Source organism: Micromonospora sp. DT63 (genome assembly GCF_049841615.1).
Lineage (GTDB): Bacteria > Actinomycetota > Actinomycetes > Mycobacteriales > Micromonosporaceae > Micromonospora.
In genome coordinates this window covers 1,023,157-1,047,128 of sequence record NZ_JBNCKQ010000002.1, presented here as the reverse complement: position 1 = coordinate 1,047,128, position 23,972 = coordinate 1,023,157, and the positions used below count along the sequence as shown (strand labels likewise).

Sequence of the window (23,972 nt, the reverse complement as noted above, 5' to 3'; positions counted from 1 at the left end):
GAGACAGGTCATGGTGGCGGCAGATGTGCGAGCTGCACGAGGCGTACGCCCTCCCGTCGGGTGACCAGCCGACCACGGCCCGCCGGCAGCGGTCCGGGCCGCACCGGGCCGACCAGCGCACCCTCCTCGGGGCTGCCCGCCATCACCAGCCCGGCGGTGGAGAGCTCCCGCAGCCGCTGCACGATCGGCTCGTACTGGGAACGTCCCGCGCCTCCGGAGCGGCGGGCCAGCACCAGGTGCAGCCCGACGTCGCGGGCGTGCGGCAGATGCTCCTCCAGGGCCCGCAACGGGTTCGCCGGCCCCGCCGCCACCAGGTCGTAGTCGTCGACGAGCACGAACAGTTCCGGTCCCGACCACCAGGACCGGTCCCGCAACTGGGCCGGAGTGACCTCCGGCCCCGGAGCCCGCCGCTCCAGGTATCCGACGGCCGACTCGACCAGGTCGGCGGTGTGCGCGGCGGCCGTGCCGTACCCGATGAGGTGCGGCGTCTCGATGGCGCCGAGCAGACTGCGCCGGTAGTCGACCAGGATCACCCGGGCCTCCTCCGGCGCGAACCGGGTGGTGATCGAGGTGGCCAGCGCCCGCAGGAACGTCGACTTGCCGCACTCCGCGTCCCCGAAGACCACGAAGTGGGGCTCACTCGCGAAGTCGAGCAGCACCGGCCGCAGGTCCGCCTCGGCGATCCCGATCGGAAGCTGCAGCCCGGTCGTCGCGGCCAGATCCAGGTCGGCGTACGGCAGCACCGGCGGGAGGAGCCGGACCCGGGGGGCCACCGGCCCGGCCCAGCAGTCGGCGATCCGTTTGACGAGGTCGGTGGTGCCCCCGCCCGGGGCGGCGAGCTGCGGGAGCGCGGTGAGGAAGTGCAGGCTCTCCGCCGTCACCCCCCGGCCGGGGCGCTCCGGCACGTTCGCCGCCGCCCGCCGGGCCACCAGGGAGTCGGCCGGATCGCCGAGGCGCAGCTCCAACCGGGAGCCGAACAGGTCCCGGATCGCCGGGCGGAAGTCCAGCCAGCGCAGCGCCGTGGCGACCACGTGCACCCCGTACGACAGGCCCCGGGTGGCCAGGTCCGTGACCAGCGGTTCCAGGTCGTCGTACTCGCCGCGGACGGTGCTCCAGCCGTCGATCACCAGAAAGACGTCGCCGAACGGGTCGGTGCCCGGCTGGCTGGTCGTACCTGCCGCGGCGCGACGCTGCCGGTACGCGGCCATCGACTCCACGCCCAGCTCGGCGAACCGGCGCTCCCGCTCGGCCAGCACTGTCGTCATCTCGCCGACCGTGCGCCGCACGGCGGTCGGATCGGCGCGGCCGGCCACCCCGCCCACGTGCGGCAGGTCGCGCAACGCCGCGAGGCCACCGCCGCCGAAGTCGAGACAGTAGACCTGCGCCTCGGCCGGAGTGTGGGTGAGCGCCAACGCGCAGATCAGCGTGCGCAGCACGGTGGACTTTCCGCTCTGCGGCGCACCGACGACCGCGACGTGTCCGGCCGCGCCGTCCAGGGTCAGCCAGAGCAGGTCCCGGCGCTGCTCCAACGGCCGGTCCACCACCGCCACCGGCACCCCCAGCGCGCCGTGCAGCTCGGGGTTGCCCACGGTGAGTCCGCGCGCCTGGTCCACCTCGACGGGGCCCACCAGCTCATCCAGGGCCGGTGGCTCGCCGAGCGGCGGAAGCCACACCTGGTGGGCGGGCGGGCCCTGCCCGACGAGCCGGTCGACCAGCAGGTCGAGCAGGGTCTCCCGATCGCCCTCGTCCTCGGCGACCATGGTCAGGGCCGGGGTGGCCGGCTCGGGCAGCGGCACGGCGTGGGTGGTGAACGTGAGCAGGCGGGCGCCGCCGCCGGCCGAGGCCCCCGCCGTCGCGGCGCGGCGGCGCACCGTTCCGGAGACGTACGCGGCCTTGAAACGGGCCAGCGGATCGGTGCCGGCCCGTAGGTAGCCGTGGCCCGGCGAGCGGGGCAGCTCGTGCGCGTCCGGCACACCGAGCACCGTCCGGGACTCCAGCGCGGAGAAGGTGCGCAACCCGATCCGGTACGACAGGTGGGTGTCGAGCCCGCGCAGCCGGCCCTCCTCCAGGCGTTGGCTGGCGAGCAGCAGGTGCACGCCCAGCGACCGGCCCAGTCGGCCGATCTGCACGAACAGGTCGATGAAGTCCGGCTTGGCGGAGAGCAGTTCGGAGAACTCGTCGCAGATCAGCAGCAGCGACGGCAGCGGCGCGAGTGGACTGCCGGCCGCGCGGGCCCGCTCGTAGTCGCGCACGCTGGCGAAGTTGCCGGCACGGCGCAGCAGCTCCTGCCGGCGGACCAGCTCCCCGTTGATCGCGTCGACCATCCGGTCGACCAGGGGCAGCGCGTCGGCCAGGTTGGTGATCACGGCGGCGGTGTGCGGCAGCCGGTCGAACGGCGCGAAGGTGGCGCCGCCCTTGAAGTCAACCAGGACGAAGTTGAGCTGCTCGCTGCTGTGCGTCGCCGCCAACCCCAGCACCAGCGTGCGGAGCAGCTCGGACTTGCCGGACCCGGTGGCCCCGATGAGCAGGCCGTGCGGGCCCATCCCGTCCTGGGCGGACTCCTTGAGGTCCAGCTCGATGGCGCCGCCGTCGACACCCACCCCGATCGGCACCCGCAGTCGGTCCCGGGCCGAGCGCGGCGCCCAGCCCTGCTCGGCGGTGAAGCTCTCCGGATCGCCGAGGCCGAGCAGCTCCGGCAGGCCCAGCTCGACCTGGAGCGGGGCGTCCGGGCCGCGGGCCGCGCCGGCCAGCCGCAGCGGCGCCAACCGCCGGGCGACCGCCTCGGCGTCGGCGAGGTCGAGGTGGTCGGCGGTGCCGACCTCCGCGTGCCCCTCCACCGACCACGAGTGCAGCCGCCGACCGCGCAGCTCCAACAGCAGCGCGTACCGGTCGAGCAGGCGGGGCGGCGGAGTGTCCAGGTCCAGCACGGTGACCGCGTCGATGCCGCCGTCGCCGGTCAGGTCGGTTGCGCCGGTCAGGTCACCGCCGTCGAGGACCACCACCACGTGCGGGCCGTCGGTGGCCGGTCCGGCAGGGCTGAACCGGGACCGGCTGGCCAGCACGTCGCCGAGCAGCCGTTCCAGCTCCGCGCCCGACGAGGTCACCAGCCGCACCGGCCCGAGCGCGTCCGTACGAGAGGGATGGTGCGCGTGCGGGAGCCACTTCACCCACTCCCAGTCGGCCCGGCGTTCCGGGCCGGCGCAGACCGCGATCAGCAGCTCGTCGGGGGCGTGGAACACGGCCAGCTGGGTCAGCACCGCCCGGGCCAGGGCCTGGGCGGCCCGGTCGCCGATGGGCGGCTCACCGCCGGCCGGACCACCGGCGGCGGTCCGCACGTGCACCCGGGCGAAGCTGCGCAGCGACAGGGCCACCGGCAGCTCCGGCACCACGGAGTACGCGTCCAGGAAGCGGCGCAGCGCGCCGGCGGTCATCGGCTCCAGCTCCTCGAGCGGCCGGGTGACCGGTCCGACGAGCGGGGTGGCCAGGGTCTGCGGCCCGACGGCGACGCGTACGACCGCGAAGTCCGGGTCGGCGGGACGGCGTTCCCAGACCCGGCGGCTGTCCACCGTCGACCACAGCCGACCCGGGTCGGGGTGTCGATAGTAGAGGCCGGCCCGCTGCTGCCCGGCGGTCTGCCGGACCCGGCGACGCAGTGTGGCCAGGTGGCGCAGGTACTCCCGGCGGGCCGCCATCATCTCGGACTTCTTCGGGGTGCCCGAGGCGCTGCCCCACGAGGTGACCAGCATCGCCAGCGACGAGAGCCCGAACATCCCGCCCACCACGTACGAGTAGGCGCCGCCGCCCCGGCCGAACATCATCGCCATCGCCACCGTGCCGCCGAGCATGGGCAGCACCATCAGCATCTGCTGCCACCGGCCGCCGGCCACCGCGGGGATCTCCGGCGGCGCCTCGACGGGCAGCTCGCCGACGGGGATCTCCGGCGCCGGCCGGCGCGGCGGACGCTTGATGACGACTGTGGACACTCGGCCTCCTGACAGCGCTGGGTAACCCGAGCCTGGCTCATCGTAGGTAAAGTCCTGTCGTCCGCGCAGCCTCCGATCCCCGTCGATATGGAGATCCCTCGATGACAACCGGGCTGGCCCGCGTCACCATCAGCGCGCCGCAACGGCGGGTCGACGTCGCACTGCCGGAGCAGGTGCCCCTGGCCGAGCTGCTGCCCGACGTACTGCGACACGCCGGCGAGGGCCTGGCCGACGACGGCGAGCGGCACGGCGGCTGGGTGCTGCGTCGTACCGACGGGGCGCTGCTGGCGACGGCGCAGGCGCTGCTGCCGCAGGGGGTCCGCGACGGCGAGGTGCTGCACCTGGTGCCGGCCCGCGCCCACTGGCCCGAGTTGGAGTACGACGACGTGGTGGAGGCGATCGCCGACGGCGCCCGCCGCCGGGGTGGGGCGTGGTCACCGGACGCCACCCGGGTGGCCGGTCTGGCCGGTGCCGCCGTGCCGCTCGCCGTCGGGCTGTTCGCGCTGCTCGCGGGCGGTCCGACGCTGCCCAGCGGCTGGTTCGCGGCGGCGGTGGTGGCGCTGCTGCTCACGGTTGCCGGCGCGGTCGCCTCCCGCGCCAACGGCGACGGCGCCGCGGGAGCGACGCTCGGCGGCTACGCCCTGCCGTACGCCTTCGTCGCCGGCGCCCTGGCGATCGGCTCCGGTGATCCGGTCGGCCCGCTCGGGCCGGTGCGCTGGGTCGGCGCACCCGAACTGCTGACCGGCTCGGTGGCGTTGCTGCTGGCGGCGCTGGTCGGTCTGCTCGGGGTGGCCAGCCGGCTGCGGGTCTTCGTGGCCGGCGTGACTGTCGGTCTGCTGGGTGCCTGCGCGGCGCTCGGCGCGCTGCTGCTGACCCCCGCCGGCACGGCGGCGGTGCTGCTCAGCGCTCTGGTCTTCGCCCTGGGGGCGATCCCGTTGCTCGCCATCCGGTTGGGCAAGCTGCCGTTACCGCCGATCACCCTGCCGGCCGCCGTGTCGGGTGCCGAGCCGGAGCGCCCCCGGGACCTGCCGGACCGGGGTCGGGTGCACGCGGCCGTCACCCGCACCGAGGAGGTGCTCACCGGGATGCTGCTCGGGCACGCCGTGCTGGCGGTGGGCGCGGCGGTCATCCTCGGGGTGGCCGGTGGGACCGCCGGCCCGGTGCTGGTGGCGGTGGTCTCGGCCGTGCTGCTGCTGCGGTCGCGGCTGTTCGTGGCGCTGCGGCACCGGGTGCCGACGGTGCTCGCCGGCCTCGCCGGCTACGCGGTGCTGGGTGCGGTGCTTCTCGACCGGGCCGACGACACCGGCCGATTGGCCCTGGTCCTCGGTGGCGCGGCGCTGGGCCTGGTGACCGTGGCCGCCGGCACCGGGTACGCCCGGCGAGCGGTCTCGCCGTACCTCGCAAGGGTCGCGGACCTCACCGACACGGCCCTGGTGGTCGCCGTGGTGCCGGTCGCCTGCGCGGTGCTCGACCTGTACGACCGGGCCCGGGGGCTGCTCGGTTGAGCGGCTCCCGGGCCCGGTCGGTAAGCGATCGTCAGTGGGCGGACTCGCCGCGCGCCTCGGCGTCGCGGGCCCGCTGGTAGGAGGCCCGGATCTCGGCCTCGGCCTCGGTGCGGCCGACCCAGGTCGCGCCCTCGACCGACTTACCGGGCTCAAGGTCCTTGTAGACCTCGAAGAAGTGCTGGATCTCCAGGCGGTCGAACTCACCCAGGTGGTGGATGTCGCGCAGGTGCTCCTGGCGGGGGTCCTCGTAGGGCACGCAGAGGACCTTGTCGTCGCCGCCCTTCTCGTCGGTCATCCGGAACATGCCGATGGTCCGGCAGCGGATGAGGCAGCCCGGGAAGGTCGGTTCGGGGACCAGCACCAGCGCGTCCAGCGGGTCGCCGTCCTCGCCCAGCGTCTCCTCGATGAACCCGTAGTCCGCCGGGTACTGCGTGGACGTGAACAGGGTGCGGTCCAGCCGGATGCGGCCGGTCTTGTGGTCCACCTCGTACTTGTTCCGGTGACCCTTGGGGATCTCAACCGTCACGTCGAAATCCATCTGCACGCTCCCTCGTCTGCCCACGCTGGCTAACGGAACCACTGGCGACCCTCCGGACAGGTGAATGCCCACCCGCCGACTCCGGCCGCCGCATAGTCTTCGGACCGAAGTAGTGTCACCCAAGCCGATTTTCGCTGGGGGAGGAGGGGGTCGTGGGGAGGGAAGATTCACACTACCGCCCGGACGGGGGCACCGCGCGTGGTACCGGACGATCCGGCTCCGGCGGCGCCACCGGGCGGGTGCCGGTGCCCGACGCCCACCTTCCCCGGCCGCCCGAGGAGTCGGTGCCCGAGCGGCCTCCGCCGCTGCCGTGGCGCCCGTCGGAGGCGAATTCCGCCGGGCCGAACAGCGGTCGCTTCCCGGTCCTCGGCGGTGGAGACCGTCCCACGAGCGCCCCGCCGAACGGCGCACAGCCGACCAGCCCCGCCCCGGCAGGTTCCGCCCCGGCCAGCCCTGCCCGGGCTGGCGCACCGTCCGGTGACGGCCCGACTGTCCGCATTCCGACCGGCGCACCGCCGCTGGGCCCGCCGATCTCCGCGCTGCCGGCGTCGGCCGGCGCCGAGCCGCCGCTGGCGCCGTCCCCGCCACGCCGCCGACGGCGGCTGGTGACCGTGCTGGCACTGGTGGTGCTGCTCGTGCTGACGGGTGTCGGCGTCGTGGTGACCCGGCCCGGCCCGGTCGCCGGCTGGTTGGGTGAGGAGGCGGCGTCCACGCAGGCCGCCGCCGGCCCCGCCGCGGAACCCGACCCGGCGGACGTGCTGGACGGGCCCGACCCGAACGCCCCGCTGCCCGCGCCCGACGGCGTACGGGCCGCGCTGGACCCGTTGGTCGGTGTCCCCGCCCTGGGCGACCGGGTGAACGTCTCGGTGGCCGACGTGACCACCGGTCAGACGCTGTTCGCCAAGGGGGCGGACGACGGGACGGTGCCCGCCTCGGTGACGAAGCTGGCGACCGCGGTGACCGTGTTGGCCGCCCGTGGGCCCGGGTACCGGATCCCCACCCGGGCGGTGGCCGGCGCCAAGCCCGGCGAGGTGGTGATCGTCGGTGGTGGCGACCCCACGCTCGCGGTCGACAAGAAGGGCTACTACCCCGGCGCGGCACGCCTGGACGACCTGGCCGCGCAGGTGCGCACCGCGCTCGGCGGCACGGCCCCGACCAGCGTCACCGTCGACGGCACGATCTACTCCGGCCCGGTGTACGGCCCCGGTTGGGACGACGACATCCCGACCGGCGGGTACGGCGGCGCGGTGACCGCGCTGATGACCGACGGTGCGCGCAAGGACCCGGGCGCCGAGCCCGGCGGCGCCGAGCGGGTCGCCGAGCCGGACCTCGCCGCCGGCCGGTCGTTCGCCCGGCTGCTCGGCGTACCCACCAGCACCGTCAAGCGGGGCACGGCCCCGGCCCTGGCCACCGCCGCCGGTGGCACCCCGCCTCCCGGTACGGAGCTGGGCGCGGTGCAGTCGCCGCCGTTGATCCGGCTGGTCGACATCATGATCAGCGAGAGTGACAACCTGCTGGCCGAGGCGCTGGCCCGCCAGGTGGCGCTGGCCCGCAGCCAGAAGGCCTCGTTCGACGGCGCCGCCGCCGCGATGGACGCCGAGGTGGCGGCGCTGGGCCTGCCCGCCGAGGAGATCACCCTCTCCGACGGCAGTGGGCTGTCCCGCAAGAACCGGATCAGCCCGTCGCTGCTCACCGACCTGATCCGGCTGGCCGCCAGCCCGGACCACCCGGAGCTGGCCGGCGTCTTCGGCGGTCTGCCCGTGGGCGGCTGGTCCGGCACGCTGGGCGAGCGGTACCGGGGTGCTCCCGGCACCGCCGCCGGGGCGGGCGCCGTCCGCGCCAAGACCGGCACCCTGACCGGGGTGCACGCCATCGCGGGCCTGGTCACCACCGCCGACGGCCGGCTGCTCACGTTCGCGGTGCTCACCGACAAGGTGCCCGGCGGGACGGACACCGCCCAACCGGCGCTGGACCGCATCGCCGCCGCGCTGGCCGGCTGCGGTTGCCGCTGACGGGCGTCGGGGCGGGTCTCACCCCCGGCGGGCGATGGCGTGCCGTGGCTACCGCTGACCTCGTCCGGGCCGGTCACCCGGCCGGTGCGGGGGCCGCGACCGGCGTCGATCGCCGACGCGAGCCCGGGCCGGGGTGTCGCGACGCGGGTACGGTGGGTTCATGGCGCAGTTCGTGGACTGGGATCTGGCCGCCGCGACCGCGGGGGCGTTGAGCAAGTCGGGCCCCCGGGTGTCGTACTCCGAGGCCACCGACGTGGTCGGCGACCTGCGTCGGCTGACCGAGGAGGCGGCCGGGCACGTGGCCGACTACACGGGGCTGCGGGCGCAGGTGGCGCACCCGCCGGTGCGGGTCGTCGACCGCCGGGACTGGGCGGCCACCAACATCGCCGGGCTGCGTGAGGTGATCACTCCGCTGGTCAGCCGGCTGTCCGGTGACAAGCCGCCCGGCGCGCTCACCGAGGCGATCGGGTCCCGGCTGACCGGGGTGCAGGCCGGCACCGTGCTGGCCTACCTCTCCGGCCGGGTGCTCGGCCAGTACGAGGTCTTCTCCGCCGACCCGGGCCAACTGCTGCTGGTGGCGCCGAACATCGTCGAGGTGGAGCGCAAGCTCGGCGCCGACCCCCGGGACTTCCGGCTGTGGGTCTGCCTGCACGAGGTCACCCACCGGACGCAGTTCACCGCCGTGCCGTGGATGCGGGCCTACTTCCTCAGCGAGGTGCAGGCGTTCGTCGACGCCTCGTCCAGCGGCGGCGAGCACCTCGTCGAGCGGCTGCGACGCGGGGTGGCGACGCTGTCCGAGGCGGTCCGCGACCCGGAGAGCCGCACGAGCGTGCTGGACATCGTGCAGACCCCGGCGCAGCGGGCCGTCCTCGACCGGCTCACCGCCCTGATGACCCTGCTGGAGGGGCACGCCGAGTTCGTGATGGACGGCGTCGGCCCGCAGGTGATCCCGAGCGTGGAGCGCATCCGGTCGTCGTTCAACAGGCGTCGCGAGGCAGGTAACCCGTTGGAGAAGGCGATCCGTCGGCTGCTCGGGGTGGACGTCAAGATGCGTCAGTACGCCGAGGGCCGCAAGTTCGTGCACGGTGTGGTCGAGCGGGTCGGCATGCCGGGCTTCAACTCGATCTTCAACTCACCGCTCACCCTGCCCCGGTTGTCCGAGCTGGGCGACCCGGACGCCTGGGTGGCGCGCGTGCACGGGCCGGCCGGCACCGTACCGGCCGCCGGCTGACCGTCAGTCGATGGGCGCGCTCGCGCCGCCGGTGGCCGCGATCCGGGTGGCGGTCCGTCGCGCGCTGACTCACCTGCCGGCCGGCGGCCCGGTGCTGGTCGCCTGTTCCGGTGGGGCCGATTCGCTGGCCCTGGCGGCGGCGGCCGTGTTCGTGGCGCCCCGGCTGGGTCGGCCCGCCGGTCTGGTGACCGTCGACCACGGCCTGCAGGCCGGCTCGGCGCAGCGCGCGGAGGCGGTGGCCGGCTGGGCCCGCGAGTCCGGGTTCGCGCCCGTGACCGTCGCCCGGGTCGAGGTGGCCGGCCGGGTGGGTGGCCCCGAGGCGGTGGCCCGGGAGGCCCGCTACGAGGCGTTGACCGAGGCGGCTCGGCGGCACGAGGCGGTCGCGGTGCTCACCGGGCACACCCGCGACGACCAGGCGGAGACCGTGCTGCTCGCGCTTGCCCGGGGCGCCGGTCCACGCGGGCTGGCCGGCATGCCCGGCCGACGTGACCTGGGCGGGGTGCCGCTGCTGCGGCCGCTGCTGGAGATCGGTCGGGAGCAGACCCGCGCCGCCTGTGCCGCGCTCGGGCTCAGCCCGTGGCAGGACCCGCACAACACCGACCCGTCGTACGCCCGCTCCCGGGTGCGCGCCGACGTGCTGCCGGCGTTGGTGCGGGCGCTCGGGCCGGGCGTGGTGGACAACCTGGCGCGTACCGCCCGGCTGGTGGCGGCGGACAACGCCGCCCTCGACGAGACGGCGGCGGCGGCGCTGGCGGCGGCCCGGCACGCCGCCGGTGGGCTCGCGGTGCCGGAGCTGGCCGGTCTGGGCGCCGCCGTACGCACCCGGGTGCTGCACGCCTGGGCACGGGAGCTGGGCGCGGTGCCCGGGGCGCTGTCGCATCGGCACGTCGCCGCGCTGGACGCCCTGGTCACCGACTGGCACGGTCAGGGTCCCACCGACCTGCCCGGGGGTGTCCGCGTACTCCGTCGTGGCGACCGGCTGACGGCCCTCAGCTCGGGCTGAGCGCCCCGGCGGCGTCGGCCCGGTCCCGGAAGGTGGTCCGGTAGCTGTGCGGGGTGGCGCCGACCCGGCGGCTGAAGTGGTGGCGCAGCGCGGCGGCGTCGCTGAAGCCGGCCTGGTCGGCGACGGCCTCCACGCTCAACGGGGTCTCCTCCAGCAGTCGCCGGGCGAGCAGCACCCGCTGGTTGGTGAGCCAGTCGTGCGGGGTGGTGCCGGTCTCGGCGCGGAACCGGCGGGCGAACGTGCGCGGGGCCATGCCGGCGCGGGCGGCCAGCTCCTCCACTGTGATCGCCCGGTCCAGGTGCCCCATCAGCCACTCCAGCACCGGTTCGAGCGTGGGCGCCTCGGGGGCCCGGGGGATGGGTGCCTCGACGTACTGCGACTGGCCGCCGTCGCGGTGCGGCGGGACCACCATCCGCCGGGCCAGCCGGGTCGCGGTGGCCGAGCCGTGCACCTGGCGGATCAGGTGCAGGCAGGCGTCGATGCCGGCCGCGGTGCCGGCGCTGGTGAGCAGCCGGCCGTCCTGGACGTAGAGCGAGTTGCAGCGCACCCGGGCGCGGGGATGCCGGCGCTGCAGCTCGTCGACGTAGCGCCAGTGGGTGGTGCACTCCCGGTCGTCCAGCAGGCCCGCAGCGCCGAGCAGGAAGGCGCCGGAGCAGACGCTGAACAGGTGCGCGCCGCGCGCGTCGGCGCGGCGCAGCGCGTCGAGCACCGCGTCGGGGATGACGGTGCCCGCGCTGTGCGCGGGGACGGCCACCAGGTCGGCCTCCTCCAGCGGGCCGAGGTCGGCGTTCGGGGTGAGGTGGAAGCCGGCGGACGTCCGGACGGCAGCGCCGTCGGGGCTGCACACGTCGAACCGGTACCCCGGGAAGCCGTCGGCCGTCCGGTCGGTGCCGAACACCTCGGCCAGCACGCCGAGCTCGAAGGGGGCGACCTGGTCGAGGGCGAGGACGGCGACGGATCGGAGCATGTGACGAGGGTAACCCCAGAGGTGGCAGTAAATCGATGCCCAGTGGCATCTCTGCCACTGTCCGGCCGGCGGGAGTCGGCGGAGACTGGTCTCAGTCCGGTGCGCACCGGCGGCGAAACCGACAGCAACCGTGCGAAAGTGAGCGCCGCCATGGAGTTCCTGCTCTTCCTCCTGTTCCTCGTCCTGCTCGTCGCCGCCTCGGCGGCCGGCCTCACCGCGGACAGCCACGACTCGGCCGACTGGAAGCCCAGCGAGGACGGCCGCCGCTGGCGGTCTCGCACCAGCTGATGCGTTTGATGTCCTTTGCGCCGAAGATCCCCGGCGGGACCGCGCCGAAAGGTGCGGCCCCGCCGACGGAGGCCATCGGACGTACGGCAGGCTAGGAGTCATGGCTGACGGCTCCTGGTACGACGCCGACATCGACCACGTGATCATTTCCGAGGCGCAGATCCGCGAGAAGACAGCGGAGCTGGCCAAGCAGGTCTCCGCCGACTACGCCCACGTGGGCGACGGACTGCTGCTGGTCTGCGTGCTCAAGGGTGCGGTGATGTTCATGGCGGACTTCGCCCGGGCGTTGGGCCGCAACGGCCCCCCGGCCGAACTCGACTTCATGGCCATCTCGTCCTACGGCCAGGGCACCACCTCCTCCGGGGTGGTCCGCATCCTCAAGGACCTCGACCGGGACATCGCCGGTCGGCACGTCGTGGTCGTGGAGGACATCGTCGACTCCGGCCTGACGCTCTCCTGGCTGCTGCGCTACCTGGAGTCGCGCTCGGCGGCGAGCGTCGAGGTGGTCGCGCTCTTCCGCAAGCCGGACGCGGTCAAGGTGCCGGTGCCGGTGAAGTACGTCGGCTTCGACATCCCCACCGAGTTCGTGGTCGGGTACGGCCTCGACTTCGGCGAGCGGTACCGGGAGCTGCCCTACGTCGGGGTGCTCAAGCCCGAGGTCTACGCCCGGTCCTGACGGCCGGCAGCCGGTTCTGGCTGCCGCTCGCCTGGTCCTGGCGCCGCCCGGCCCGGCCCCGACGGGTCGCGCCCCGGCCGAGTGAGAGCAACTCGCATCGGTATTCGTCAAGCCGACGTTCAGCGGGCTCTCAGCTGTTCCGGTTACCGTGGAGCCCGGTGGCGCGGAGGCAACTTCGCGCCCGGCCCCTCGACCGCGTGACCGGGCGTGCGGGTGGCCGGGCCGGATTCCCCGCCACGCCGGTTCTTGCCCGGACCCGCCGTACGCCTGGTGCGGGGCTGGCGAGGCCGCTCACGGAGCCCGTCGTCGATGGCGACGGACAGCCGGGGGTGGGACTCGCGGGCCTGCTCCTCACGTGCACGGGCCTTCGATTGATGCACCACTGCGGGGCTCGCAAGCTCACTCCTCGCGTACACGGTGTACCGTCGAATGACCGCGGCGCGGCAGTTTTCGCGCCTCGGGGTCGAGGCCGGCCCGCACGGCGGCTCCGACGCCGCCCAGGGCGGCGACACCATCAGACGGTCAGGACGTCGATCAGGAGGATGCGGGCGCTCCGGCGCTCGACAACAGTATGGAACGTACGCGTTTCTTCCGCCGACCGGTGGTCTGGATCATCCTGGTCATCCTCGGCGCCGTTGTGCTCAGTCAGCTGTTCACCGCTGGTCCCAGCTACCACCGCGTGGACACTTCCGTTGCGCTCGACCAGCTCCACACCGCCCAGATCAACAAGGTCGTCTTCCAGGACAAGGAGCAGACGCTCCAGCTGGACCTGAAGAACAAGACCAAGTTCGGTGACACCAACACCGACCGGATCGAGGCCCAGTTCCCGTACCAGGCTGGGGACGAGATCTGGAATGAGGTGCTGGACGCCAAGGCGGCCAACCGGGTCACCGGCCCGGCCGACGCCAAGGTCTCGTCGGACAGCATCTGGGTGAGCCTGCTGGTCAACCTGCTGCCTATCGCGCTGCTCGTGCTCCTGCTGCTGTTCTTCATGTCGCAGATGCAGGGCGGCGGCTCCCGGGTGCTCAACTTCGGCAAGTCCAAGGCGAAGATGATCACCAAGGACACTCCGAAGACGACCTTCGCGGACGTCGCGGGTGCCGAGGAGGCCGTCGAGGAGCTGCACGAGATCAAGGACTTCCTGCAGAACCCCGCGAAGTACCAGGCCCTGGGCGCCAAGATCCCGAAGGGCGTGCTGCTGTTCGGCCCGCCCGGCACCGGCAAGACCCTGCTGGCCCGCGCGGTCGCCGGCGAGGCCGGGGTGCCCTTCTACTCGATCTCCGGCTCCGACTTCGTCGAGATGTTCGTCGGTGTCGGCGCGAGCCGGGTCCGCGACCTCTTCGAGCAGGCCAAGTCGAACGCCCCGGCAATCGTCTTCGTCGACGAGATCGACGCCGTCGGCCGCCACCGCGGCGCCGGCATGGGCGGCGGCCACGACGAGCGGGAGCAGACGCTCAACCAGCTGCTCGTCGAGATGGACGGCTTCGACACCAAGGGCGGGGTCATCCTGATCGCGGCCACCAACCGGCCGGACATCCTCGACCCGGCGCTGCTGCGCCCGGGCCGGTTCGACAGGCAGATCCCGGTGGACGCCCCCGACATGGAGGGCCGCAAGGCCATCCTGCGGGTGCACGCCAAGGGCAAGCCGTTCACCCCCGACGTCGACCTCGACTCGGTGGCGCGGCGTACCCCGGGCTTCAGCGGCGCCGACCTGGCCAACGTGATCAACGAGTCGGCCCTGCTCACCGCCCGCAAGGACCAGCGGGCGATCACCAACGACTCCCTGGAGGAGTCGATCGACCGGGTGATCGCCGGTCCGCAGCGACGGACCCGGGTGATGAGCGACCAGGAAAAGAAGATCACCGCGTACCACGAGGGTGGGCACGCGCTGGTCGCCTGGGCGCTGCCGCACGCCGCGCCGGTGCACAAGGTGACGATCCTGTCCCGCGGCCGCTCGCTGGGCCACACCCTGGTGCTGCCGACCGAGGACAAGTACACCCAGACCCGCGCCGAAATGATCGACACCCTGGCGTACGCGCTGGGCGGCCGGGCCGCTGAGGAGCTGGTCTTCCACGAGCCCACCACCGGTGCCGGCAACGACATCGAGAAGGCCACCCAGCTGGCCCGCGCGATGATCACCCAGTACGGCATGAGCTCGAAGCTCGGCGCGATCAAGTACGGCACGAGCGGGGACGAGCCGTTCCTCGGCCGCAACATGGGCCACGAGCGGGACTACTCGGACTCGGTGGCCGCCGAGATCGACGGCGAGATGCGGGCACTTGTCGAGCTGGCGCACGACGAGGCCTGGGAGATCCTGGTGGAATACCGGGACGTCCTGGACAGCATCGTGCTCGAGCTGATGGAGAAGGAGACCCTCTCCACGGCCGACATGGCGCGGATCTGCGCGCGGGTCGTCAAGCGCCCGCCGCTGGCTCCGTACAACGGCTTCGGCAAGCGCCAGCCGTCCACCGAGCCGCCCGTGCTCACCCCTGCGGAGAAGGACAAGCTCAAGGCGCAGGCCCAGGCCGACGGCGCGCAGGCGTCCGTTGGTGGCGGCACGCCGTCCAACAACTCGGACGGTACGCACTGAGCGACGACCCGACGGCCAGCTCCCCGCACCGGGAGCTGGCCGTTTCCGCGACCGAGCCCGACGGCGACGACGGGCTGGACTACGTTGCCGCCCGGCTGATCAGCGGCCGGTTGACCGGTCGCCCGGTCGAGGACGCAGTCGACCTCGGCCGGATCGAGAAGGCCGTCCGGGAGATCCTGATCGCCGTCGGCGAGGACCCGGACCGCGACGGGCTCCAGCAGACCCCGGCCCGGGTGGCCCGCGCGTACGCCGAGCTCTTCGCCGGCCTGCGCGTCGACCCGGCCCAGGTGCTCAGCACCACCTTCGAGGCTAACCACGAAGAGCTGGTGATCGTCCGGGACATCGACGTGATGAGCCTCTGCGAGCACCACCTGCTGCCGTTCCGGGGCAGCGCGCACATCGGCTACATCCCCGGCCCGGACGGGCGGATCACCGGCCTGTCCAAGCTGGCCCGCCTCGTGGAGGTCTTCGCCCGCCGACCCCAGGTGCAGGAGCGGCTCACCTCGCAGGTCGCCGACCTGCTGATGAGCAAGCTAGCCCCGCGCGGCGTCGTCGTCGTGCTCGAATGCGAGCACATGTGCATGGCGATGCGGGGCATCCAGAAGTCCGGTGCCAAGACCATCACCTCGGCGGTGCGCGGCATCCTGCAGTCCGACTCCAAGTCGCGGGCCGAGGCGATGGCGCTGATCATCCCCCGCTGACCTGGCGAACGCGACAACGGCCGGCCGTCCCCTCCCGGGGTGGCCGGCCGTCGCATCTCCGGGTGTCGCCTCTGCGGTGGCCGGCGCTCGCTTCGGTTTGACCTGCGCGGCGGCGGGTCAGCCGGCCAGCAGGGCCAGCAGCAGGCCGGCCGTGACCAGCACAGCCGGCACCAGACAGACCAGCGCACCGAGGCGTACCGTCCGGTCCAGCCGCTCGCCGGGGCTGGCGTGGAACACCCGACCGACACCCACCCAGCCGACGACGAAGGCGACCGCCGGCATCGGGAGCCCAGCGATCAGGGCTGTCACGCTGGCCGGGCCGGTACCCGTCGTCGCGTACACGATGACCTGGATCAGCGGCACCAGCAGCGCCAACGGCCCGTACACCAGGAGGTTGCGCGCCCGCGCGGGCCAGGAGGCCGGCCGGACGCCGCGACGTGCGGCCAACGCCGCGTCCGCGGCCTCGGCCTGACCCCGCGCGGCCCGCAGCGCCGCCAGCACGGCGGCCGGACCGCCGGCCATCGACCGGGCCGCCTCGGTCAGCTCCGGCGGCGACGGCACCAGCGAGATCGCCGGTACGCCGCGCTCCCGCAGCCGCTCCTGCTGACTCGCCAGCCCGGCACGCACGACAGTCAGTTCCTCCCGGGCGGCCTCCGCCGAGCGGGCCTGCTCACCGGCAGCGGCAGCCGCGCCGCGCCGGATCGCATCGAGTTGCCGCGCCGCCGCCAGATACTCGGCCCACCCGCTGACGGGTTCGGCAGCCGCCGGCGTGCCATCGCCGTCCGACCCGGCGGTCCGCTGCCGCCCCGGCCCGGTCACCGTAGCGTTCGACCCCACACCGACACCTCCCGCGCGCACCGCCCGCTCACCCCACCCCGTCGGCGAACGGCACCAGGACCGTGCCCCGCTCGTCCGGACCGTCCCACAGCGCCGCCCGCTCCGGGTGCGCCCGCCACTGGACCGGCCGGCCGAAGACGGCGGCGAGCTGCGCCGCCGGCACGTCCAGCACCACGACGGCGGCGAGCTTGTCGACCTCGCCGTCCGGCTCCAGCAGCGCGGCGAACGGCGGCACCGCCCGCCACCAGCCCAGCAGGTGCCGGCCCGCCGGCGGCCCGTCCCGCAGCAGCGCGCGCAACCGGTCGGCCGGCAACTCCCGCGGCCCGGGCCGATCCAACCCGAAGACCACCAGGTACGTCGGCAGCTCCCCGTCGGTGTCCGCGAGCAGCGTCGGCACGTCCACCAGGCACGCCGGATGGCGGGCGGCCAGCTCGGCCGTCAACTCCTCCGCCAAGGGGCGTGCCCCCTGGTCCGGCGCGGCCACCAGGAACCGGGCGGTGCCCGGCGGGTGATGAGCCGCGGTGCTCCGGGCCGCCGTCGCCAACAGGCCACCCGCCGCCGGTCCCGAGCCCAGCACGGCGAGGTTCCGACCGGCCGCCGGCCCCATCGGAACGGCAACCGTCGTACGGGCCACGTCCACCGCCCGGCCGAGCAGAGCCGCCGGCCCGTGCGCCTGGCCCGCCAGGGCCGCCCGGTGACGCGGATCGTTGCTCAGCAGCGGGCGAGCGTAACCGGCGAACACCACAGGTGGCGCCGACCCGGCCGGCCGGGCCGCCCACAGCTCGTGCCGCAGTTGCTCGACGACCTCCGGATGGTCCAGCGGATCCGGGTGCCGGATCAACCGCTCGTGGCCACGGATCGCGCCCCGGGGACCACCCAGCCCTCCGGCGGTGTTCACCACCGCGCTGCCCACCGGCAGCCCTGCGGCCGAGTCGTTGGTCGGCTCCAGCACCGGGCCGCCACCCGGCAACGCCACCCGCACCGGGAACTGTCCGAGAACCGAATCCCGGTGCCCGGCGTCCGCGCGGCCACTCAACCCCAACTCACCCGCGCCGGCCAGCACCAGGTGTACGCCGTACGCCCGACCGGTGCGGGCCAGCTGGTCCACCTGCGCGGTCAGCTCGCCGGCCAGCCGATCGCGCTCAGCGAAGAGCAGCGGCACATTGTCCACCACACAGACGATGCGGGGCAGCGACCGGTGCTGGCGCAGCTCCGCGAAGCGCTGCCCGCCGGCCCGCCCGGCCGCCTCCGCACGGCGCTGCACCTCGGCCGTCAACTGGTCGAGCAGATCCCGGACGTACTCCCGGTCGGCCGCCATCGCCGCAGCCCGCACGTGCGGGATCCAGGAGCGGTCCCGCTCGGTCTGCAGAAACTCCACGAACGACTCACCGTCGCCCAGATCCGCCAGGTACAGCGCCAGGTCGTCCGGGCCGTACCGCGCAGCGAGCCCCAGCAGCGCGGTGGTCAGGAACGCCGCACGTCCCGCCCCGGAACGGCCGCTGACCAGCCAGTGCGGGGTCAACTCGGTGAAGCCCAGCGGCACCGGCCGGCCCCCGGCGTCACCCACCATCGTGGTGAGGCTGTCCGAGGAGTCCGCCTCCCAGAGTTGCTCACCCGTCGCCGGCAGGAGATCGGCCAACGCCAGCCGGGAACCCGCCTCCACCTGGGCTGCGAGCCGTCGACAGACCGCGTCGACGAGATCCGCCGGCGGGTCCGTCTCCACGAAGACCGGTGAGTTCAACCCGCCCGGTGGCTCGGCACCGGGGCTCGCGAACGACGCCCCCGGCGGATCGCCGAGCAGCGCGTACGCGTTGCGCAGCACCAGCGAGGTCGCCTGCGGCAACGGCGCCCGGGACGCGTACGGGCCCGGTGGCGGCCAACCGGCCACCACCAGGTGCAGGCCGGCCGCGGGCCCCTGCTCGGCCAGCGCCTCGATCCGGGCCAGGTCGGTCGGGCCGGTCAGCTCCGGCAACGCGGCGACCACCAGCAGCAGGGTGCGATCGTGGCGACGACGCCCGCTCGCACCCGGGGTCACCCACTGCTCCGCCTCCGTCAACACCGCCCGCAGACCCGCCACGTCCACCGCCGGTGGCGGCAGCAGCCCGGCATCGGCCAGCGCGCCGAACGGCGTCAGCACCGCACCCGTGGCGTCCACCGCGCGCACCAGCAGCGCCCCGGCCGGCGCCCCGCCCAGCAACCGCAGCAGCACGGCCCGCAGCAACCCCGCCACCCGGGGCTCCCGCGCATCGGCGTCCACGCTCAGATGGCCGACCCCGATCAGCGGCACGAGCGCCGGGAAGCGGGCGTCATCCAACGGCGCCGCCGTACCCACCCGCACGAAGGGCGGCGGGCCGTCACCCGCCGGCGAATCCACGGTGAGCGAGTCCAGATCGGCGCCCGACCAGCCCGGCGCCAGCCGCGCGGCAACCACCCGCAGCCGGTCGGCCAACTCGTACTGGCGGCGCTGATCCGCGGGGGCCGGTCGAGTCTCATCGAGGATGCCGGCCGCGGCGGTCACGACAGCTGCGGCCCGGCGGTGCAGCGCCGCCGCCCGGTTCGTGCGTGCCTTCGGACCGGCCACCGTGTCCACCCCCTCACCCGAGGTTGGCAACCCCTCCCCGAGCAGTGACGGTATCCCAGCCCGAGCCGCTCCTCCGGGAGGTACCACGGCGGTGCGCCGGTGTTGTCGCGGATCTCACCGGTGGGGAGGGGTCCGTCACGATCCGCTGGATCTGAGGCATTGGCTCCGGGCCGTCCAGCCGATAACTTCAGGAGGTGGAATCAGTGCAGCCCCCCGCCGGTTCCCAGGTCTCCCGCGTACCGGCCCAACGGACACCGTCCGAGCAGCTGCCGCCGGCCCCGCCAGCGCCGGCACCACAACCGCGCCGTCGCCGACTGCGAACCGTCCTCACCGTGGTCGGTGGGGTGCTCGCCCTGCTCTGCCTCGGTGCGGTGGCGACGGGGTACGTGTTGTACAACCGGGCGGCCGCTCCCGACCGCAGCGCCCCCGACGTGGTTGTCGACAACTACCTGCGGGCATTTCTCGTGGACCGCAACGACGCACGAGCTGACCAGTACACGTGCGAGGGCGGAACACAACTGGAGCCACTTCGCGCGCTACGAGCCGACCTGCTCTCGCGTGAGGATCGCTTTAAGGTCACGATCTCGGTCAGTTGGGGCAGCCTCGGCTTTCAGAAAGAAGGCGGCACTGCTGACGTTCAGGTCACTCTGATCATTTCCGCTTTGGTGGACGGCATACGGCAAAGTGAGCGACAGTCCTGGCGATTCAACACCCGGTTAGACGAAGGGTGGCGAGTATGCAGCGGGCAACCTGCGACTTAATCACTCGATCCACAGCAGATGGACCGGAACCTCCAGGGTGGTGGGTGACTGGCCACGCCAGGCCCAGCGGTACCACTCGACTTCGGGCGTGATCCGCACGCAGATGTCGCCCTCGGCCCCGGAGTAGGTCTCGGTGACGGCCCGTATGTCCCGGTGCTCCAGCCCACCCTCGACGTGCACCACCCGGCGGCCGGTGACCGCGTCCGCCTCGAACACCGGCGTGGGGGACCGGTGGGACGGCCCGTCCAGCGAGACCAGCCGGATGCCGCTGTCCCGGGTGTCGTCCGATCCGGGCCGTTCACCGACCGTCTCCACCCAGACCCGCTCCACCGGCACCAGCGGCGCGAACACCTCGACCTGGTCGGCCTCGGCCCGGTACCACTCGTGCTCGGGGATGACCGGCACGTAGGTCCGGGCACCCTGCACGACGCGGTCGTCCGCGCGCAGGTCCCCTCGCCAGCCCAGCCCGGGTAGCCCGACCAGCACCCGCTGCCCGCGTAATTCCACACGGCCGGTGGCGGGCACGATGGCGAGTGGGCGGGGTGGCCGGGGCGCCCAGTCGGGCTGGTCGGCGAACGGGTCCGGCATCGGTCCGGTCATGCCCGCGACAGCCTCACTCCGCGGCGCGCAGCGGGGCGCCCCGCGCGCGCATGAACGGAATCGGGTCGGTCGCGCCCCGGCTGGACCTGTCGTTTCGCAGGTGCACCTCGAAGTGCAGGTGTGGACCGGACGAGTTACCGCTGCTGCCCACCTGCCCGATCACCTCGCCGGCCGGCACGATCTGATCGGGTGTGACCCGGGGGCGGACCACCATGTGGCAGTACCGGGTGATGTAGCCGCCGGCGTGCAGGATGTCGACGAACCAGCCGCAGCCGCCCTTGCCGGGGTACCCGTCCACGTCGCAGCTCCGCCGTCCGCGCTTGTCCGGGTCGCAGCGGGCTACGAGCACCCGGCCGGCGGCCGCGGCACGGATCTCGGTGCCCTTGCCCGCTCCGATGTCGACGCCGTTGTGGCTGGGTCGGTCGGCGGTCTGGAAGCCGGAGCCCACGTCACCGGAGATCGGCGCGGTCCAGCCGGAGGCGGCGATCTGGCCGCGCTCGGCCGCATCGCACACCGCCTTTCCGTTGATCTCGACGGTGCGGGCCGCGCCACCGGCCAACGCGTCCACGATCTTGCTGGCCAGCTCCTCGTGCTTGGCGTACGCGTCCGGATAGGCGCTGACCTGGACCTGCTGGGCCACGACGGTCAGCGGTCGGCGCTGCCAGCTGCGCACCTTCACGAGCTTTTCGTAGAACTTCCGGGCCGTGTAAGCGGGAGTCATCCGCTCGGCGACCGAGCCCCATCCCGGCCGCTGCTGGAACAGGCCCAACGAGTCGTGGTCCGCGCCGACGCCCTCGTGCGGCAGGGCGAGCGAGGCGGGCACCCCGGTGTTCGCCAGATTACGCAGCGCGGACTCCTGCATGGCGGTGGCCAGGGCGATCACCCAGCCACGCGAGGGCACCCCCATGTCCTGGCCGACCTTGATGATGATCGCCGCGTTGCGGACCTGAGCGTCGCCATACTCGGCGAACCGGGGCAGCTCGCCGACAATGTCCACCGGGCGCACTGGTCCGCAGCCCCAGCCGGCCAGGGCGTCCCCGTTCTCCGCATCGCCGCCGAGACCGCTGAGAAAGAACGCCGCGGTGCCTCCGGTGCAGCAGAGCAGGAGCAGCACCCCGGTGAGCACCGAGGCGATCACGCCGACCCGTATCGGGCGGCGAAGAGCGCGGCCCGCTCGGCCGGCGGTCACTGTCGCTCCCAGTCGATCACGTCGACCAGCCAACCCTCGTCCGCAACCACCAGCTCCAACCGGAGCCGCCCGGTGTCGAGCGGTAGCAGCACCTCGACGAACGTGTCGGTGCGCGATCGCACCGATGGTGGGCCGGTCACCTCCCCGTCCGGCACGCCACCGGGCTCGGCGCCGGCCAGCTTCTCGGTCAGCGCCGGGGTCGACAACGGCCGCAGGCCGGCCTGCCACTGTTCGGTGCTCATGCCGGGTCGACCGAGCCACGCCGAGGCGAACCGGTCGGCGGTCTGCTCCGGCGTGCGGGCGCCGGGCCGGGTGACCGGCGACGGCGGAGCCTCGGTGGAGATCACCCCGTCGTCACCGGCCGTCGGGTCGACGGTGGTGATCGGCCGGTTCGGTCGGCTGCTCAAGCCGTCCGCCGGGTCCATCGGGCCGGACGCGAGGCGGGCCGCCCCGATCACCCCGAAGACCAGTACCGCGATCACCACCGCCACTCCCAGCCGAGACCGCAACGCCCGGGTGAAGAGGAATTCCAGGGCCCGTCGCATCGCTGTCACCGAGCCTCTGAGCGCACCCGAGGTCCGGTGCGGTCCGGCACACGTTCGGTGGAGCCCGGCCGGTAGACCACGAACGACGGGTTCTCCGACGGTACGTCCGGTTCGGTCCAGGTCGCCGGCTGCCGTCGACGCGGCTGCGGCGGCACCTGACGACCTCTGTTGCCGGTCTCCTTCGCCGGCGCCTCATCGGCGCGTTCCTGACCGTCCGGTCGACCGTCGCTGCCGCGTCCGCCCGCGACCGGGGTTGGCGTCGGCGCCGGGGCCGGGTCTTCCCGGCGGGCCTCCGGGCGCAGCCGGGTCTGCTCGGCGACCGGCGACCGGCGGCGTCCGCCCACCGGTTCCATCGTCCCCCCGGGCTCGGCCACGTCGAGCCGGGCCGCCGTCCGCATGTCCCGGAAGAACCGGCGGTGCCAGGACCCCGCCGAGCTGACCGCCTCGCTGCTGTCCTTGCCGCCGAGCTGGGTGATCCGCCGGTACGGCCGCAGCAGCAACCAGCCAACCACTCCGCACAACCACACCAGCACCACCTGGAGCCAGCCGGGCAGCGTGGGCGTACTCATGATCAGATCGACCGCGAACAGGTAGATGGCGGCCCCGGTGCCGAAGATGGCGATGTTGAAGATCGCGGCGACCACGGCGTTCGCGAGCCGCCGCAGGCCGGCACTGGCTGGTCGGAGCAACCCGACAGTGCCCAGGATGGGTGCCGCGATCACTGCCCATCGGAAGATCAGGAAGCCCAGCAGAACCAGCAGCGACGCGGTCAGGTCGAACATGGCGAACAGGATCGAGGCCAGCACCGCGATGAACCCGGCGCCGACCCGGTCCATGTCCCGGACACCCTGGAGGTACTCGTAAGCCTCCGGGTCCTCGGTCTGAATCTGCTCGGCCACCCGCGCCCACTGCTGCTGCTTGGCCTTGATCGTCGCCTCCCGGGTAGCCGGGTTGGCGCGCATCTTCTCGACCTCGTCCCACGAGAGCGCCTTGGCGTCATACAGCGCCGGCCCGTACTTGCGGGCCGTCTCACTGTCGGCCGAACCGAGCACACCCCGTAGCCAGTTCCGATAGAGCATCGCCTCGGTGGCGGTGTCGCTGGCTCGTACGGCTGGTGGACGCTTGTCAACACACGCGTCCGGGTTGGGGAGAGTGCAGCGGTCCGGCGGGGTATCCCGGGCTGCCGGGCCCACCGCATCGTGCACCACGCCCAGCGAAGTGACCAGAGTGCCGTCTGCGATGTTCGCCGATTTCACCGGCCATGCGGCGAGTGCGGTGACCGCGACCATCACCAACAGAGCCCAGCCGGCGGTGGTCATGGCGTTGCTCATGTCCGACTGCCGGGATCGCCAGAGCAGATAGAGCCCCACCACGCACAGCGTGACGATCCCGAAGACGCTGAACACCTTCTCGTAGACGGCCTTGGTCGCCTTCTCGACCAGCGGGTCGGCCCAGCCCCACATAGACCGGGGGTCCCAGGCGCGTTCCCGTAGCGCATTGGAGGCACCGACGATCGCGGTGGCCACCATGAACTCGCCGTTCGCCACGGTGGTGGTGAACTTGTAATCCGGATGCAGGACCGACGACGCGCAGCCGCCGGGGATGTCGTACGTCGGATAGCTGTATCCGGCGTAGCCGTAGTCGCTGTAGAGCCCCTTCGGCCCGGGTTGCTTCGCGGAGTCCGGACGACCGGCGAACCAGCCGGCGAGGCCGGAGTCCGGTGCGCCCGGGGTCGGCGCGTTGCGGCACTTGACCTCGTCCTCGCTGACCGCCTGGAGCTTCCCTACGCAGGCCCGGAAGTCCGCCTGCCATTCGGCTGTCGTGCAGAGGTCGGCGCGGGCCTGGGCGACCGGTGGGGCGGCCGCGGCCGCCTCCGCGCCGATCAGCGGCCAGCTGAGGGTGGCCCCGGCCAGCACGCCGAGCGCGAGCAGGAACGACGCGATCCGTGCCCGGGGCCCAGCCATG

The 23,972-nt window shown here is 73.6% G+C and carries 18 protein-coding genes; 9 read left to right on the top strand and 9 right to left on the bottom strand.

Features of this window, described 5'->3' with window-relative positions; genetic code table 11:
* Nucleotides 1-8: 8 nt before the first annotated feature.
* Nucleotides 9-3,983, bottom strand: coding sequence for a type VII secretion protein EccCa (gene eccCa / locus ACLQ27_RS11725; protein WP_425866709.1), 3,975 nt, complete (start codon nt 3,981-3,983; stop codon nt 9-11).
* Between the two features lie 101 nt (nt 3,984-4,084).
* On the opposite strand from eccCa, the gene eccD reads away from it, so the two are divergent.
* The gene (gene eccD / locus ACLQ27_RS11720; protein ID WP_425866707.1) at nt 4,085-5,488 is read left to right on the top strand and encodes a type VII secretion integral membrane protein EccD; all 1,404 of its coding nucleotides are present in this window, start codon (nt 4,085-4,087) and stop codon (nt 5,486-5,488) included.
* Nucleotides 5,489-5,519: 31 nt separating this feature from the next.
* On the opposite strand, the gene ACLQ27_RS11715 is transcribed toward eccD, so the two are convergent.
* Nucleotides 5,520-6,026: an inorganic diphosphatase gene (locus tag ACLQ27_RS11715; protein WP_234583300.1), complete on the bottom strand. Its 507-nt coding sequence runs from the start codon at nt 6,024-6,026 to the stop codon at nt 5,520-5,522.
* A 539-nt stretch (nt 6,027-6,565) separates the two neighbouring features.
* Between ACLQ27_RS11715 and dacB the strand changes: the two genes are divergently transcribed.
* From dacB to tilS, 3 genes are all read left to right on the top strand, one after another.
* Nucleotides 6,566-8,038, top strand: a complete 1,473-nt coding sequence (gene dacB / locus ACLQ27_RS11710) for a D-alanyl-D-alanine carboxypeptidase/D-alanyl-D-alanine endopeptidase (RefSeq protein ID WP_425866838.1) — start codon at nt 6,566-6,568, stop codon at nt 8,036-8,038.
* A gap of 160 nt (nt 8,039-8,198) precedes the next feature.
* Nucleotides 8,199-9,269: a zinc-dependent metalloprotease gene (locus ACLQ27_RS11705; RefSeq protein WP_357498152.1), complete on the top strand. Its 1,071-nt coding sequence runs from the start codon at nt 8,199-8,201 to the stop codon at nt 9,267-9,269.
* A gap of 10 nt (nt 9,270-9,279) precedes the next feature.
* Nucleotides 9,280-10,272 (top strand): tRNA lysidine(34) synthetase TilS, encoded by a 993-nt coding sequence (gene tilS / locus ACLQ27_RS11700; RefSeq protein WP_425866705.1) that lies wholly within the window; start codon nt 9,280-9,282, stop codon nt 10,270-10,272.
* Here tilS and ACLQ27_RS11695 read toward each other — a convergent pair.
* The gene (locus ACLQ27_RS11695) at nt 10,259-11,239 is read right to left on the bottom strand and encodes a GlxA family transcriptional regulator (protein WP_357498156.1); all 981 of its coding nucleotides are present in this window, start codon (nt 11,237-11,239) and stop codon (nt 10,259-10,261) included. The genes tilS and ACLQ27_RS11695 overlap by 14 nt on opposite strands.
* A 138-nt stretch (nt 11,240-11,377) precedes the next feature.
* Between ACLQ27_RS11695 and ACLQ27_RS11690 the strand changes: the two genes are divergently transcribed.
* From ACLQ27_RS11690 to folE, 4 genes are all read left to right on the top strand, one after another.
* On the top strand, nt 11,378-11,527 hold the full coding sequence (locus tag ACLQ27_RS11690; RefSeq protein WP_234587421.1) for a hypothetical protein: 150 nt from the start codon (nt 11,378-11,380) through the stop codon (nt 11,525-11,527).
* A 100-nt stretch (nt 11,528-11,627) separates the two neighbouring features.
* On the top strand, nt 11,628-12,203 hold the full coding sequence (gene hpt / locus ACLQ27_RS11685; protein ID WP_030328005.1) for a hypoxanthine phosphoribosyltransferase: 576 nt from the start codon (nt 11,628-11,630) through the stop codon (nt 12,201-12,203).
* Nucleotides 12,204-12,774: 571 nt separating this feature from the next.
* Nucleotides 12,775-14,793: an ATP-dependent zinc metalloprotease FtsH gene (ftsH, locus tag ACLQ27_RS11680; protein WP_234587425.1), complete on the top strand. Its 2,019-nt coding sequence runs from the start codon at nt 12,775-12,777 to the stop codon at nt 14,791-14,793.
* Nucleotides 14,794-14,828: 35 nt separating this feature from the next.
* On the top strand, nt 14,829-15,494 hold the full coding sequence (folE, locus tag ACLQ27_RS11675; protein ID WP_234587526.1) for a GTP cyclohydrolase I FolE: 666 nt from the start codon (nt 14,829-14,831) through the stop codon (nt 15,492-15,494).
* A gap of 117 nt (nt 15,495-15,611) precedes the next feature.
* Here the strand turns inward: folE and ACLQ27_RS11670 are convergent, their stop codons facing one another.
* Nucleotides 15,612-16,313: a hypothetical protein gene (locus ACLQ27_RS11670; protein WP_357498262.1), complete on the bottom strand. Its 702-nt coding sequence runs from the start codon at nt 16,311-16,313 to the stop codon at nt 15,612-15,614.
* 46 nt (nt 16,314-16,359) lie between these two features.
* Nucleotides 16,360-18,921 carry an FtsK/SpoIIIE domain-containing protein gene (locus tag ACLQ27_RS11665; protein WP_425866701.1) on the bottom strand — a complete coding sequence of 854 codons (2,562 nt, stop codon included), beginning with the start codon at nt 18,919-18,921 and terminating at the stop codon, nt 16,360-16,362.
* 194 nt (nt 18,922-19,115) lie between these two features.
* Here ACLQ27_RS11665 and ACLQ27_RS11660 point away from each other — a divergent pair, with 194 nt between their 5' ends.
* Complete coding sequence (locus ACLQ27_RS11660) at nt 19,116-19,673, top strand: hypothetical protein (RefSeq protein ID WP_425866835.1); 558 nt, start codon at nt 19,116-19,118, stop codon at nt 19,671-19,673.
* On the opposite strand, the gene ACLQ27_RS11655 is transcribed toward ACLQ27_RS11660, so the two are convergent.
* The 4 genes from ACLQ27_RS11655 to ACLQ27_RS11640 are packed head-to-tail and all read right to left on the bottom strand — an operon-like array spanning nt 19,674 to nt 23,971.
* Nucleotides 19,674-20,273: a hypothetical protein gene (locus ACLQ27_RS11655; RefSeq protein WP_425866699.1), complete on the bottom strand. Its 600-nt coding sequence runs from the start codon at nt 20,271-20,273 to the stop codon at nt 19,674-19,676.
* Between the two features lie 13 nt (nt 20,274-20,286).
* On the bottom strand, nt 20,287-21,462 hold the full coding sequence (locus ACLQ27_RS11650; RefSeq protein ID WP_357498167.1) for a M23 family metallopeptidase: 1,176 nt from the start codon (nt 21,460-21,462) through the stop codon (nt 20,287-20,289).
* Nucleotides 21,459-22,016, bottom strand: coding sequence for a hypothetical protein (locus tag ACLQ27_RS11645; RefSeq protein WP_425866697.1), 558 nt, complete (start codon nt 22,014-22,016; stop codon nt 21,459-21,461). The genes ACLQ27_RS11650 and ACLQ27_RS11645 overlap by 4 nt, the downstream gene beginning before the upstream one ends.
* Complete coding sequence (locus ACLQ27_RS11640) at nt 22,013-23,971, bottom strand: MFS transporter (protein ID WP_425866695.1); 1,959 nt, start codon at nt 23,969-23,971, stop codon at nt 22,013-22,015. The genes ACLQ27_RS11645 and ACLQ27_RS11640 overlap by 4 nt, the downstream gene beginning before the upstream one ends.
* Nucleotide 23,972: the final 1 nt, after the last annotated feature.